The following is a 14,729-nucleotide window of genomic DNA, read 5'->3' as shown; positions in this document are numbered from 1 at the left end:
GATGCTAATAGAAATGAGGGACAAAATGAAGAAAGCAATATTTTTAGATATAGATGGTACTTTAATAGATGCTTTAGGTGGTCTTACAGAAATTTCACCGCAAGTTGAAAAAGAAATTCGTATGCTACAAGAAAAGGGAGCCTATGTTTTCGTTGCAACAGGAAGACCTTATGCATTTATCAATAAATCCTTGTTAGAATTTGGTTTTGATGGCTTTATCTTAAACAATGGTGCACAGGTTATGATTAATAATGAAACGATTGGTAGTACACCTATGGGTAGCGATTTTATCAATCAATTTGTACCTGTACTTGAAGATAAAGGCATTCAATATGTATTAGAAGATGATAAGCATGCTTATATGAAAGCAAGCCATAAAGCGTTTTCTCAGTTTTATGAGAGTGTAGGGATAGGAAAGGAATGCTTTAAATGTGATTATGATCATGAGCAGCTTAATGTGTATAAAATCGAGATTATGTGCCCTAATGAGGAAGTTTTAAATCAGTGTGTGGCATTTATTAGTCAGCATTCAGAGTATGGTTATTTTCAAAGTATAGATGATATTCATCTAGAAGTTTATTTTAAGAAAAATACAAAAGCAGCAGGTATAATAAAAGCAACACAGTATTTGAATATTCCTATAGAAAACACCTATGCTTTTGGAGATGGAAGAAATGATATAGAAATGCTAGATATTGTTGGTTGCGGCATAGCCATGGGAAATGCTTCTGATGAAGTAAAACAATATGCCAATGTAGTCACTGATACAGTGCATAACGATGGCGTAGCAGTAGGAATTAGAAAATATATTAATGATAATAGATGAGTATTTTAGGACAGCTCTGGTATAGGTTATGAATAACTGCACTAGAGCTGTCTTTTTGATGAGACTTCATACTGTTTATCAATGAATTTTTAAAAAGAAGCATAGGAGCTACAAAAATACGATACTACTATAAGAAGAAACTTTAATAAATCAAGATAAAAATTACACAAAAGCCAATTGAGAATGAAAATCAAGATTGGATAATATTACATCTATCGTTTGAAAGGAATTTATAGTAAACTTTAGAAAGACTTAACATGAATGCGATTGAGTATAAGCAAATAAGAAGGAGAAGACAGATGAAAAAAAGTATAGCATTAATAATAAGCGTATTAGTACTGGCACTAGGTCTTGTAGGATGTACTAACAATAATCAGTCATCAGAAGTGCCAGATACGACTAATAATCAAATAGAAACAAAGGTTGTGACAGATGTAAAAGGTGAAGTAGAGATTCCTGCTAATCCTCAGCGCATTGTAGATATTAGTGGAGCCAGTGATATTCTATCTATTTTAGGATACCAGGTAATAGGAACAGCTAATAGTGATGGTTATGATTATACAAAATTCCCATCTTATCTAGAAGATGTATTAGGAGAAGCAGAAATTCTAGGTTATAGCATGTTAGCTGAAATGGACGTAGAAGCTATTATTGCATTAGAACCAGATCTCATTATTATTTCAACAGTTCAAGAAAAGATGTATGAGCAGTTATCAAAAATTGCTCCAACTATTATGATTGAAATGAAACAAATGGATTGGAAAGAAGATTTCATGCATGTAGCTAAAGTCATGGGAAAAGAAGCAGAAGCAACAGCATGGATTGATAGTTACTTAGAAAAAGCAGAAGCAGTTGGTGCTAAGATTAAAGAAACTTATGGTGAAGATAGTTCATACTTATCTTTCTTAGCAAGTGGCGGTAGCTTATTTATTTTCGATGGTGCAGGGCTTGGAACCATTTTATATGATGATATGGGATTTGCTAAACCAGAAGGAATGCCACAGCAAGAAAATATTAGTTTGCCTGTAGTAAGCTTTGAAGGGTTAGCAGAGATTGATGCAGATTATATTTTTGCTATTGCAACAGATGAAGATATGGTTTCTTTAACAAATAGTTCAATCTGGAATGGTACAAAAGCAGTAAAAAATAATCATGTTGTATCATTACCTGCAAGTCCATATTTTAATCAAGGATATAGCCCTATTGGTAGATTAGCATTTGTAGAAGAAGTTGAAGCTTTATTAGCAAGCATCAATGAATAAGAAAGTTTTTCTTTTAACAGTAGGTTGTAGTGCAATAGCAATAGTAGGGCTAGCTATTGCTATATGTGCAGGAGCAAAAAGCATTCCCTTACAAGTGGTATGGGAAAGTCTTTTTAACTACCAAGATGTACTAGAGATGCAATTAGTTCGAGATGTCAGAATACCAAGAGTCATTAGTACCGCCTTTGTAGGCGGTATACTTGGTATGTCAGGCGCTATGATGCAAGGGGTGACACGTAATCCAGTAGCAGAGCCTTCTTTAATGGGGATTACCCAAGGTGCTACACTTGCAATTGCCATTTTAGGTGCAAGTCCTATGATTTATGGCTTATTAGGCAATACGACTGCTGCATTTATTGGTGCGATGATCAGTGGCCTATTAGTATTAGCATTTAGTATGAAAAGTGCCCGTAATATGAATATTTCTAGATTATTATTGGCAGGAACTGCGTTAAGTACGTTTTTTATATCAATGGCAACGATTATTGCACTACTAACTAATAAATCACAAAACCTCGCATTTTGGATTTCAGGTGGGTTTAGAGCAGTTACTTGGGAGAGTGTTAAGCTATTAGTGAGTGTTGGCGGAATAACAGCCATTCTTGCACTACTTTTAGCACCTAAGATTAATATTGTAAACCTAGGTGAAGATGTTTGTATTGGACTTGGGCAAAATCCAACGAGAATACGTATGTATACCTTATTATTAATAATTCCTATGTGCGCCGTATGTGTTGCTGTGGCAGGAAACATTTCTTTTGTTGGTTTAATCGTACCTCATATTTTAAGAAAACTAATTGGACAAGATTACCGCAAGCTGATGCCACTATCATTCTTACTAGGTGCTACTGTTGTCATTTGGTCAGATATACTGGCAAGGCTAGTAAATCAACCTTATGAAACACCAGTAGGATTATTTACCTCTTTAGTAGGAGTGCCACTATTTATTTGGATGGTTAGGAAGGAGAGCTAAGAATGAAAAAACGTATTTTGATCGCTAGTATCATGACTAGTCTTCTTTTGCTGGTAGCCATTTTGATAGCAATGAGTTGGGGAAGTTATACCATAAGTTTTCCGAATATACTTCAGACCCTTATTGGAAATGGTAATAAACTTCAAAGCATGACTATTTGGGATATTAGATTACCACGTATTTTTGTGGCACTAGTAGTAGCCCTCTGTTTATCAACATCAGGCTGCGTGCTTCAGGGAGTAACGAGAAATGAACTAGCAGAGCCTGGAATTATTGGAATCAATGCAGGAGCAGGTCTTGCAGTGGTGCTACTCATTAACTATGGTGGAACGAATTATTATAGTCAAATTGGAGATTTATCATTATTTCTAATGCCTTTTGTAGCTATTATAGGAGCTCTTTTGAGCGCAATGATTATTTATCGTTTAAGCTATAAAAGAGGCATCTCACCAACTAGGCTCATTTTAGTGGGTATTGGCGTTAATGCAGGCATTAATGCGATTATTACTTTATATCAATTAAATATGTCAAAAGGTGATTATAATCAAGTGCTAACCTGGATTAGTGGAAGTCTCTGGGGAAGCAGTTGGAAGTTTTTTTATGTCATAGCCCCATTAGCTATTATATTTTTAGGCTTAGTCTTTTGGAAAGCTAAGACGCTAGATGTACTTGATCTAGGAGATGAAATTGCTACTGGATTAGGGGTTAAAGTAGAAAAAGAGCGAAGAATCTTAATGTTTTATGGTGTAGCGCTAGCAGCTATTGCTACTGCTGTTGCAGGGAATATTACATTTCTTGGATTACTAGGCCCTCATATTGCTAAAAAAATAGTAGGTCCTGTTCATAGAAGACAAATACCACTTGCTGCAATGATAAGCTGCATAATCATTTTGATTGCAGATACTTTTTCAAGAAATATATTCTCACCAATTGAAATACCAGCAGGTATTACTATTGCAATTGTAGGCGTACCTTATTTTGTTTATTTAATGATGCGTGAGTAAACTTTTTAATTAAAAAGCTAGGAGGAACAAATGGAAGCAATTGAAGTAAGCAAGTTACAAGTGGCTTATGAGCACAAGTTAATTATTGCAAATATGAATCTTAAAATTCCTATGGGGAAAATCACTATGATTATTGGTGCTAATGGTTGTGGTAAATCTACGCTATTAAAAACCATTGCACGTATTATTTCACCTAAAAAGGGAGAAATCAAATTAAATGGTATCAATATTCAAAAACAAGCACCAAAAGAAATTGCTAAAAAGATGGCAGTGCTTCCTCAAAGTCCGATAGTTCCTTCCGGCCTTTTAGTAAAAGAATTAGTATCTTATGGAAGATTTCCTTATCAAAATGCTATGGGGGGAATGAAACAAGAAGATGTTGAGAAAGTCAATTGGGCAATGGAAGTTACAGGTGTTTTAGAGTTTGCCAATCGCTCAGTAGATAGCTTGTCAGGTGGACAAAGGCAACGTGCTTGGATTGCCATGGCACTCGCACAAGAAACAGAAATTCTAGTATTAGATGAACCAACCACATACTTAGATATGGCGCATCAGTTAGAAATACTAGAGCTACTACAAACCTTAAATAAGCAGCAAAATAGAACAATTGTTATGGTATTACACGAATTAAATAATGCCACAAAGTTTGCGGATTATATTATTGGCGTCAAAGAGGGGCAAATCGTATTTGAAGGCAAACCACTTGAAGTGATTACCAAAGAGAATTTATTTGAGCTGTATGGCATTGAGGCAACACTCCAATTAGATGCAGCAAAACAATACCCAATCTGTGTAGATTTTAATTTAGCAAAGCGCTAAGGCATATTTAACCCAAGGGGATTAAGAAAATGATTGGGTTTATGAGAGGGGAAAAGTAAGGAGACAATATGTCTAATCAATTATATAGTAAAAATTTTATGATATTAGTCATAGGGCAAATTATATCGCTATTTGGAAGTTCAATTCAGCGATTTGCCCTTTCTTTATATCTATTAGATTTAACGGGATCTGCCAGCCTATTTGCTACTATTTTAGCTATTTCTATGCTACCCATTGTTTTAGTATCTCCTATAGCAGGAATACTAGCAGATAGAGGCGATAAGAAAAAGTGGATGGTCTTATTAGATACTATAAGTGGCATCATATTAATGATTTATGCGTTATTTATATTTCAAGGAAGAGACTACGTTGTCATTGTAGCTATAATGATGGTTCTGCTTTCGGTGATATCCACCTTATATCAACCTATAGTTAATACCTGTATTCCTATTCTGGTAGCTGATGATCAGTTAGTAAGAGGTAATGCCATTATTCAACAGGTGGCATCATTAAGTAATTTCTTAGGACCTCTTATAGCAGGGGTATTATATGGCGTGTTGGGAATAAAAGGTGTTATTATACTTAATATTATAAGCTTTCTTTTTTCTGCAGTGATGGAAATGTTTTTAACCATACCCTTTACAAAGAAAGAAGGGGGAGAACCATTTACTAAAGTATTCGCTAATGAAATGAAAGAAAGCTATCATTACTTAAAAAATGAAAATCCTATTATATTTCGTATGATTTTTATTTCAGGCTTATATAACTTATTTTTAGTACCTATTTTTAGTGTAGGAGCACCTTATATCATTAAAGTCGTTTTTGGTATGTCTTCAGAAGTATATGGCATGGTAGAAGGCTTTATTGCATTAGGAATGATTATAGGTGGGATGATTATAGCGATTAAGCCAAAGCAGTTCCATATTAAAAAGATTCATAGCCTTTTATACGTCACAGCTGTATCTATTATGATGATGGGAATAGCCGTTTATCTTTATAGCAATCGCATGGTAAATGCAGGGATGAGTACCATTTTATTTGCCGTATTTGGTATGCTTATTATGCTCATATTAGGGATTGCTAATGTTTTAAGTGCTAGTTATATTTATCAAGCCACCCAGTCTTCTATGCTAGGTAAGGTATCTGCATTTGGAGCTGCCTTTGCTACTTTATGTATTCCTTTAGGACAGCTCACCTTTGGGTTCTTAGTAGAGGGCTTTTTAACAAAGCTTGAGCTTATTCTTTATCTATCAGCAGTATTGACATTAATGGTTACATTATTAGTACGTTGGAATGTTAATCAGATTAAAGATTAGGAATGAAGAAATATAATGTTTGATAAAATCAGAATATAATATTTTTATGAATTATAGTTGAAATCTAATTTAAAATAGTGTACCCTAAATTTAGGTTCTGTACGACTGGCGGATAAGTGGGAGCACCCACAGGGAGTACAGAAATTTAGAAATGCCGACCGCCTGGGCGACCTTTGTAAGGTTACTCAGGTGCCGGCATTTTTCGTTTTTAGAAAATAATATCATTGAAGGACTAAAGATGATGCTGACACTGAGATGACTCAAAAGTAATTAAAAATGATTAAAGGAGAATGAAGATGATTTCATTAGAAAACGAATTAAAACAAAATCCATATCCAGGTAGAGGGATTGTCATCGGCAGATCAAAAGATGGTAAACATGCAGTAACAGCTTACTTTATTATGGGTAGAAGTGAAAATAGTAGAAATCGTATATTCGTAGAAGATGGTGAAGGTATTCGTACACAAGCTTTTGATCCTTCTAAATTAACAGATCCAAGCTTAATCATTTATGCACCTGTTCGTGTACTTGGTAATAAAACAATTGTAACGAATGGAGATCAAACAGATACCATTTATGAGTTAATGGATAAACAGCAAACTTTTGAACAAGCGCTTAGAACGAGAGAGTTTGAGCCAGATGGTCCTAACTACACACCTAGAATTTCAGGGATCATGCATATTGAAAGTGGCAATTATAACTATGCCATGAGCATTTTAAAGAGCAATAATGGAGATCCTTCAAGCTGTAATCGTTATACCTTTACATATGAAAATGCCAAAGCAGGTGAAGGACGTTTCATCCATACTTATAAATGCAATGAAGATCCACTACCAAGCTTTGAAGGAGAACCAAAGCTAGTTGAAATTCCAAATGATATTGAAGATTTCACTCAGATGTTATGGGAAAGCTTAAATGAAGACAATAAAGTTTCTTTATTTGTAAGATATATTGATCTTGAAACTGGAAAATATGAGACACGTATTGTTAATAAAAATAATTAAAGACCAATAATAAAATATGTATCATTAAATAGATAAAATTAAATAGACGAAAGAAGTCATCAAAAACGAAGGACTTGATTGGTAGTAATAAGCGATCAAGAAATAATGGTGATAAACCATTATATAGGATGTAAATAAATGAGCGGAGGAATAGGAATGAAAGAATTAGAATTGAAATACGGCTGTAATCCAAATCAAAAACCATCAAGAATTTATAGCGAAGAGGGTACACTTCCTATTGAAGTATTAAATGGCAAACCAGGTTATATTAACTTCCTTGATGCATTCAATGGCTGGCAATTAGTTAAAGAGTTAAAAGAAGCAACAAGGCTTCCAGCCGCAACTTCTTTTAAGCACGTTTCACCAGCAGGAGCTGCTGTAGGGCTTCCTCTTACTGATGTAGAAAAGAAAATCTACTGGGTAGAAGATTTAGGGGAACTTTCACCACTTGCAAATGCTTATGCAAGAGCTAGAGGTGCAGATAGAATGTCTTCATTCGGTGATTTTATTGCACTTTCAGATGTTTGCGATGTGGCTACTGCAAAGATGATTGCAAGAGAAGTATCTGATGGGGTTATTGCTCCTGGTTATGAAGAAGAAGCACTTGAGATTTTAAAAGGTAAGAAAAAAGGCGGTTACAATGTGGTTCAAATTGATCCTAACTACATACCAAATCCTATTGAGCGTAAAGAAGTATTTGGTATTACTTTTGAACAAGGTCGTAATGAACTTAAAATTGATAAAGCGTTTATTAGCAACGTTGTAACAGAGAACAAAGAAATCCCAGAAAGTGCACAGATTGATTTAATTATTTCACTCATTACTTTAAAATACACACAGTCTAACTCAGTATGTTTCGCTAAGGGTGGTCAAGCAATTGGTATTGGTGCTGGTCAACAATCAAGAATCCATTGTACACGCCTTGCTGGCACAAAAGCTGATAACTGGTTCCTTCGTCAATCTCCACAAGTACTTGGTCTTCAATTTGTAGATGATATTCGACGTGCAGATCGTGATAATGCCATTGACCTTTACATTGGAGAAGATTACATGGATGTTTTAGCAGATGGTGAATGGGAAAGGATTTTCAAAGTAAAACCAGCTGTATTTACAAGAGAAGAAAAAAGAGTTTGGCTTGATCAAATGGAAGGTGTTGCACTTGGTTCAGATGCTTTCTTCCCATTTGGAGATAATATTGAAAGAGCTGTTAAGAGTGGGGTAAAATATATTGCTGAGCCAGGCGGTTCTATTCGTGATGAGCAAGTGATTGAAACTTGCAATAAACATGGGATAGCAATGTGCTTTACAGGCATTCGTTTATTCCACCATTAAGATGAAATAATCAATTCAATTTGAAATAGGATATTATAAGACATTATGTTTTATAATATCCTATTTTTGTATGTTTAGATGTAAAGGGGTATTAACTGTTTAGCCATCCTTTTTGTTAAAGCAGTAGCATTGAATAATAAGTTTATAGCGCCTATAATACAAGAATGAACTATACAGCATGTTATGGTTATGAAGAAAGAAGGCGCAAATGATGAGGATTGACCCGACTTTATATACAACTATTCCTTCTCCAGAAGGTAGATTAGAAAAAGAAATGGCTATTTATTCTATTTTAGAGCAGCTAGGTATTCCTTTTGAACGTTTAGATCATGAAGCAGTGGCAACCATAGAAGACTGCGGAGAAATTGATCAGTATCTAGGAATCACCATTTATAAAAATTTATTTTTATGCAATAGTAAAAAAGACCACTATTATTTATTAGTGATGCCAGGAGATAAAACGTTTAAAAGTAGCCCTATTGCTCAGCAAATAGGTTCTACTAGATTATCGTTTGGTGCACCTGAAATATTAGAAGACTATTTAAATTTAACACCAGGCTCTGTAAGTATTACAGGGTTACTTTATGATCAAGAACAAAGAGTACAATTACTTATAGATGAAGCCATTTTAGAAACAGAGTATTTTGGTTTCCACCCTTGTATCAATACTACTAGCTTAAAGATTAAAACCTCTGATTTAATAGAAAGATTGATTCCCTATTTGAATCATCCTATTACCTACGTAACAATATAAATATATTGGTAGCTATGCGTTGAATAATACTGCTATAAAGCCTTATAATACAAGAATAAAGTAAACCATTAAAAAGTGCCGAGGAGACTACTATGCCAATTAATAAAAAGATGCTAACGACACTCAGAAAAATGATTTATCCAGAAAAAGACTTAAGAGAAACATACAAGCTCGAGCGCAGAATGGTGAATCTTGCCCATCCTCATATGCTTAAGCCTTTTTATAAAATTTGGGATCATGAGATTAAAGTAGGTGATCATCAGATTCCTGTAAGACTATTTTTTCCTCAGAAGGAAGGCGTTTATCCGCTGATGATTTTTTTTCATGGAGGAGGCTTTGTAACAGGTAATATCGATAGTTATAGTAAAGTATGTACACGTCTCGCTAATAAGACAGGTCATATTGTTTTATCTGTAGACTATCGTCTTGCACCAGAGCATCCTTTTCCAGCTGGGCTTGAGGATTGTTATGCAGTGGTTAAGGAAGTGGTATCTCATACCCTATTATTTAACCATCCATTAGAAAAAGTAACTTTAATAGGAGATAGTGCAGGGGCTAATTTAGCAGCGGCTGTGTCTTTGTTAGCCAGAGATAGAGGTGAGTTTCAAGTAGAGCAGCAGATTTTACTTTATCCAGCCACCTATAATGATTATAGTGATGCTTCACCCTTCCCATCTGTTAAGGAAAATGGGAAGGATTATTTGCTAACTCAGACACGTATGGCTAACTACCTCAGCTTATATGTGAGTGACCCTAAGGAACTTCAGAATCCTTATGTGGCACCCTTACTAGCGGAAGATTTAACTAATCAACCAAGAACCTTAATGATTACAGCAGAATTTGATTTGTTAAGAGATGAGGGTAAAGCCTATGGAGAAAAGTTAAAAGCTGCTGGTAATGAGGTAGAATTTTATGAAATTCCAGAAGCTATTCATGGTTTTTTTGCACTACCCCCTTTGTTTGAAGAGGTAAAAACGTGTTATACTATAATTAATCGTTTTTTAAGTAAGGGGACAGAAGATGAACGAAACAAAAACACCAGCTTGGAGGCGTCTAGATAATGCTGCCAAGATTTTTCCACCCACTAGTAATAATCAAGATACAAAAGTATTTAGATTTGCTTGCAGATTAAAAGAAGAGGTTGAACCAAAACTTTTGCAGCAAGCTTTAGATAAAACCATGAAGTCCTTTCCGCTTTATGCTTCTATTATTAGAAAGGGCTTGTTTTGGTATTACTTTGAAACAAGCCGTTTAAAGCCTAAGGTTGAAGAAGAAAGTAAACCACCTTGTAGTGCGCTATATCATGAGGACACCAAGAATCTATTATTTGAGGTAACCTATTATAAAAAGCGCATTAATTTAGAAATTTATCATGCACTAACAGATGGTGTAGGCGCACTGCAATTTCTAAAAACCATAGTGCGCCATTACTTGGTTTTAAAACATAAGGAAGTCTTTAAGGATTATATACCAGAAATCGACTATGATGCTTCTACGGCGGAGAAAGAAGCAGATGGTTTTAAAGCACATTTTTCCAAAGGTAAAAGTGCTAAAAATCCTTCTCTAGGAAAAGCCTATAAGATTAGAGGAGAAAGACTAGAGGGAGATATTCTTAAAGTAGTTAATGGCATTGTATCGGTAAAAGCAGTTTTAAAAGAAGCCCATGAGTATGATACAACCTTGACGGTTTATTTAGGAGCAATACTGATAGCTTCTATAGGAAAAGAAATGGCCATCAAGGATAGAAAACGTCCTGTGGTGGTATCTGTTCCCGTTAATTTGAGGCCATATTTTAAATCAGCTTCAGCACGTAACTTTTTTAGTGTGGTTCATGTACCTTATTACTTCGGAGACAAGGAACCAGAGCTGACGGAGATTATTAGTTATTTAAAGAGCTTTTTTGAAAAGGAATTAACGACAGAAAAATTCCAGCTACGTTTAAATCGTTTAGTTGCTCTAGAACATAATTATATAACAAGGGCTATCCCATTAGTCCTTAAAAAGCCTACCCTACGTTTTGCACATCATTTATCTAGCAATGAGGTAACCACTAGTTTTTCTAATATTGGAAAGGTTACGATGCCAAAAGAGTTAGAACCCTATATTGATGCCTTTGACGTTTGTGTAAGTACAACTAAGGTACAGGTTTGTTTATGCTCTTATGGAGACAAGCTCTCTATTAGCTTTACTTCTCCTTTTATCAGTAGTCAGGTACAAAAGCATTTTTTTAGAACTTTAACAAGCAGGGGCATAGAGGTAGAACTTTCCACTAATGTAATGGACAACTTAGGAGAAATCAGTGGATAAAGGAGGCGAAAAGGATGAAGTGGTGTGGAAAATGTAAGGTTAAAATCGTAGGAACAGAAAACTATTGTCCTTTATGCCAAAATGAACTAAGTAAGCTAGATAACATAGAAGAAGACTTATTTCCAACAGCTTATAAAGGAACAAAGGAAAGGCATATGGTTATGAAGGTACTTACCTTTCTGATGACCTTAGTTGGCATTATATCTGTATTTCTCAATATTTTATTCCCTACTAATATTTGGTGGGCACTTATAGTAGTTGTTACCTTGATTTGTATACGCATTAGCTTAAGTATTGCTATTGCTAAACATAGAAGTATTTTAAAGTATTTATTACACCAAAGTCTTATTATTATTGTTTTAGCATTGTTTATAGATTATGTCACAGGACAGCATGGTTGGGCAGTCACTTTTGTTTTGCCAATTATATTTACCTTGGCTATGATAGTCATGTACTTACTCTCAAAGATTTTACATCTGCAAGCCGGAGAATATATGATTTATCTTTTATTAGATGCCCTATTTGGTATCATTCCCGTTGTATTTTTAGTTACTAATAGTGTAAAAACCCCTATCCCTTCTCTTGTTTGTATCATGGTAAGTATTATTTCGGTAACCGCACTTATTATTTTTGAAGGCTCTGCTATGTATAGTGAGCTTAAACGAAGACTGCATATTTAGTAAAATAAAATATTTTAAATTGAATGAAAAAATCAAAAGTGATATAATCATCCTGTTAGATAAGTCGTCTATAAAGGGGAATGAGAAATGAAAAAGAAATTAGGTATATTTTTACTAACTATGCTGGTAGCTACATCTACAGTTTTTGGTGCAAGCGTTAAGATTATAGTTAATGGGGAAGAAGTAAAATCAACTGTGGCACCTATTCAAAAAAACAGTACAACTTTAGTACCTCTTCGCCTAGTAAGTGAAAAATTAGGAGCAGAAGTAAAGTGGTATCCAGAATACAGAGGTATTACTATTTCAAAAAGTGATGTTACTTTAACGATGTCTATAGGAGATAAGAATCTTAATATCTGGAATAGTTCTACACAAAAAGAAAAAGATATTGCTTTGAGTGTAGCTCCACAACAAATAAGTGGTGTAACAATGGTACCTTTACGAGCCATTTCAGAAGGATTAGGGTGTGAAATTGCTTATGAAAATGGTGTGATTAATATTATTTCTTCTGTTGAAGAAACCTACCAAACAACGGAAAATGAAGCTTATATTGAAAAAGAGTTAAGAAATAAATATAGCGTATGTAGTACAGATATAGGGAATATTAATATGTTTTTCTGGGTGTATGAAAACGTTAATAGAGATGAAGATGCTTCTTGGGACTATGAAGTATACGGTAAATTTGAAGAAGCTGAGTTAAATAAAATATTCCAAATTAAAGATGCTACTACCCAAGAGAAGGTTAAAGCACAGCTTAAAGCACATATGGAAAATGCTGCTAAAGAGTTAATTGCAAATCATGCTAATGTAAAATTTGTAGGGGCATATGATTGTAGTTACTATGAGGATGTAACGGATTTAGATACGTATGTGCCTGTATTTTTCTGTAATTGGAGCAATTACATAGAAGATGAGGCTGGTACCTATTCTGGTAGTATACTTGATCAATTTGGATGGATTACTGAATGGGATTCAGAAGAATGGTAAAATAACAAAGTAAGGCGGCTATGAAAAAAAGCATAGTTGCCTTTTTTACATAGCTGCCTTATATAGCAAACAATTAAAATATAGGGTCACTTTTTATAGTAACTTCTACTCAAAAGTATATAAAGTCGGGTACAATAAAATAAAACAAGAGAAAAGGGGAAAAATAGATATAATGTCACCAATAAGCATACATTTACTAGAAAATAGACATTTTGATGAGCTTTTTGAATTTGAAATCCAAAATAGAGCTTTTTTTGAGAATATGGGCTTTGGACGAGCTAATAATTATTATGATAAAAAGCAATTTGAACTTATTCAGGAAGAAATTATACAAGAGCAAGCACAAGGTAAACACTTCATGTATCTAGTAAAAGATAAAATAGGCGTTATTGTAGGGAGAGTTAATTTAATAGATGTGGTAAGGAGCAATTTAAATAAAGCAGAAATTGGCTATCGCATAGGGGCGGCTTATCAGAGTAAAGGATATGGAACTAAGGCGGTAAGCTTAGCTATAGAACAAGCTAAAAAGGTTCATCAGTTAGAGCGACTAGAGGCAGGAACTAGTCCTTATAATATTGGATCACAAATTGTACTTATAAAAAATGGTTTTCAGTTTACAGATAGAAAAAAACAATCTATTTACCACAATGGCAGGTGGGAAGATAGTATTTTGTTTGAAAAGGTTTTAGATGAAATGCTAATAAAATAAATTAAACAGGTAAGGAAGAGAAGATGTATAAAATAGGTGTTATATCAGATACACATGGTTTATTAAGAGAAGAAGTGATGAGTCAGCTTGAAGATTGTCAGCTTATTCTTCATGCAGGTGATATTAATAAGCCAGAAATCTTAACTACTTTAGAGAGGATTGCACCTTTAAAGGTAGTTAGAGGCAATAATGATAAAGGAGAATGGGCTGAGGCACTTCCAGAACAATTACGTTTTACGGTGGAAGGAAAAAACTTTTTCATGGTACACAATAAAAAGGATTTTATTAAGGATAGGACAGGTATAGATGTGATGATCTGTGGTCACTCACATAAGTATAGCTGTAATTTAGAAGGAGAAACTTATGTATTAAACCCAGGAAGCTGTGGTAAAAGAAGATTTGATTTAGCCATTACAATGGCAATTCTGACCATAAACCAAGGACAAATGGAAATTAAACAAATAGACTTACCACATTAACACATAAAATTTTTAAAATAGGTTCATTCTATTTGTGAAAGGATGTGCTATTATGGCTAATAAACCTGGCTCTTGTAATCCAATGCAAAAAGGTGAACGTAGGCAAAAACTTCATGAGGAACAAAATAATCATGGAGAGTCAAAGAAAAAAACAAGCTATAGAACCCCAGTTGAATAGGTAGTAGATAAATAATAAAGGTGTACTTAGAGATTGATGCTAAGTACACCTTTATTATTTTGCCAATCATTATACGCGTATGATATTAACCTTATATAT

Annotated in this window: 16 protein-coding genes and 1 riboswitch; all 16 genes read left to right on the top strand. The window is 34.3% G+C overall.

Annotation, left to right across the window (positions count from 1 at the left end; translation table 11 throughout):
* Positions 1–25: 25 nt before the first annotated feature.
* The 16 genes from CLOLE_RS16060 to CLOLE_RS23835 all read left to right on the top strand — a co-directional run bounded on the left by CLOLE_RS16060 (position 26) and on the right by CLOLE_RS23835 (position 14,630).
* Positions 26–826 carry an HAD family hydrolase gene (locus tag CLOLE_RS16060; protein ID WP_013658186.1) on the top strand — a complete coding sequence of 267 codons (801 nt, stop codon included), beginning with the start codon at positions 26–28 and terminating at the stop codon, positions 824–826.
* Between the two features lie 299 nt (positions 827–1,125).
* On the top strand, positions 1,126–2,088 hold the full coding sequence (locus CLOLE_RS16055) for an ABC transporter substrate-binding protein (RefSeq protein ID WP_013658185.1): 963 nt from the start codon (positions 1,126–1,128) through the stop codon (positions 2,086–2,088).
* On the top strand, positions 2,081–3,061 hold the full coding sequence (locus CLOLE_RS16050; protein WP_013658184.1) for a FecCD family ABC transporter permease: 981 nt from the start codon (positions 2,081–2,083) through the stop codon (positions 3,059–3,061). The genes CLOLE_RS16055 and CLOLE_RS16050 overlap by 8 nt, the downstream gene beginning before the upstream one ends.
* 2 nt (positions 3,062–3,063) lie before the next feature.
* Positions 3,064–4,065 carry a FecCD family ABC transporter permease gene (locus CLOLE_RS16045; protein ID WP_013658183.1) on the top strand — a complete coding sequence of 334 codons (1,002 nt, stop codon included), beginning with the start codon at positions 3,064–3,066 and terminating at the stop codon, positions 4,063–4,065.
* A 30-nt stretch (positions 4,066–4,095) separates the two neighbouring features.
* A complete protein-coding gene (locus tag CLOLE_RS16040) occupies positions 4,096–4,884 on the top strand; it encodes an ABC transporter ATP-binding protein (RefSeq protein WP_013658182.1) in 789 nt (262 codons plus the stop codon).
* Positions 4,885–4,952: 68 nt separating this feature from the next.
* Positions 4,953–6,200, top strand: coding sequence for an MFS transporter (locus CLOLE_RS16035; RefSeq protein WP_013658181.1), 1,248 nt, complete (start codon positions 4,953–4,955; stop codon positions 6,198–6,200).
* 91 nt (positions 6,201–6,291) lie between these two features.
* Positions 6,292–6,375: riboswitch (ZMP/ZTP riboswitch) on the top strand.
* A gap of 115 nt (positions 6,376–6,490) precedes the next feature.
* Positions 6,491–7,204 (top strand): IMP cyclohydrolase, encoded by a 714-nt coding sequence (locus CLOLE_RS16030; protein WP_041713060.1) that lies wholly within the window; start codon positions 6,491–6,493, stop codon positions 7,202–7,204.
* Between the two features lie 156 nt (positions 7,205–7,360).
* Positions 7,361–8,536: a phosphoribosylaminoimidazolecarboxamide formyltransferase gene (locus tag CLOLE_RS16025; RefSeq protein WP_013658179.1), complete on the top strand. Its 1,176-nt coding sequence runs from the start codon at positions 7,361–7,363 to the stop codon at positions 8,534–8,536.
* Between the two features lie 208 nt (positions 8,537–8,744).
* Positions 8,745–9,290, top strand: coding sequence for a prolyl-tRNA synthetase associated domain-containing protein (locus CLOLE_RS16020; RefSeq protein ID WP_013658178.1), 546 nt, complete (start codon positions 8,745–8,747; stop codon positions 9,288–9,290).
* A 92-nt stretch (positions 9,291–9,382) separates the two neighbouring features.
* Positions 9,383–10,351, top strand: coding sequence for an alpha/beta hydrolase (locus tag CLOLE_RS16015; RefSeq protein ID WP_013658177.1), 969 nt, complete (start codon positions 9,383–9,385; stop codon positions 10,349–10,351).
* On the top strand, positions 10,311–11,597 hold the full coding sequence (locus tag CLOLE_RS16010; protein ID WP_013658176.1) for a hypothetical protein: 1,287 nt from the start codon (positions 10,311–10,313) through the stop codon (positions 11,595–11,597). The genes CLOLE_RS16015 and CLOLE_RS16010 overlap by 41 nt, the downstream gene beginning before the upstream one ends.
* A gap of 14 nt (positions 11,598–11,611) precedes the next feature.
* Complete coding sequence (locus CLOLE_RS16005; RefSeq protein WP_013658175.1) at positions 11,612–12,277, top strand: DUF6320 domain-containing protein; 666 nt, start codon at positions 11,612–11,614, stop codon at positions 12,275–12,277.
* Between the two features lie 87 nt (positions 12,278–12,364).
* Positions 12,365–13,264 (top strand): copper amine oxidase N-terminal domain-containing protein, encoded by a 900-nt coding sequence (locus CLOLE_RS16000; protein ID WP_013658174.1) that lies wholly within the window; start codon positions 12,365–12,367, stop codon positions 13,262–13,264.
* Between the two features lie 172 nt (positions 13,265–13,436).
* Positions 13,437–13,973, top strand: a complete 537-nt coding sequence (locus tag CLOLE_RS15995; RefSeq protein ID WP_013658173.1) for a GNAT family N-acetyltransferase — start codon at positions 13,437–13,439, stop codon at positions 13,971–13,973.
* Between the two features lie 23 nt (positions 13,974–13,996).
* On the top strand, positions 13,997–14,452 hold the full coding sequence (locus CLOLE_RS15990; RefSeq protein ID WP_013658172.1) for a metallophosphoesterase family protein: 456 nt from the start codon (positions 13,997–13,999) through the stop codon (positions 14,450–14,452).
* A 52-nt stretch (positions 14,453–14,504) separates the two neighbouring features.
* Entirely contained in the window at positions 14,505–14,630 is a 126-nt protein-coding gene (locus tag CLOLE_RS23835; RefSeq protein ID WP_013658171.1) for a clostri-philic family protein, read from the top strand.
* Positions 14,631–14,729 lie beyond the last annotated feature (99 nt).

The organism is Cellulosilyticum lentocellum DSM 5427, from assembly GCF_000178835.2.
GTDB lineage: Bacteria > Bacillota > Clostridia > Lachnospirales > Cellulosilyticaceae > Cellulosilyticum > Cellulosilyticum lentocellum.
Note: the sequence above shows the minus strand (reverse complement) of the source record. Positions and strands in the feature narration are given on the sequence as shown.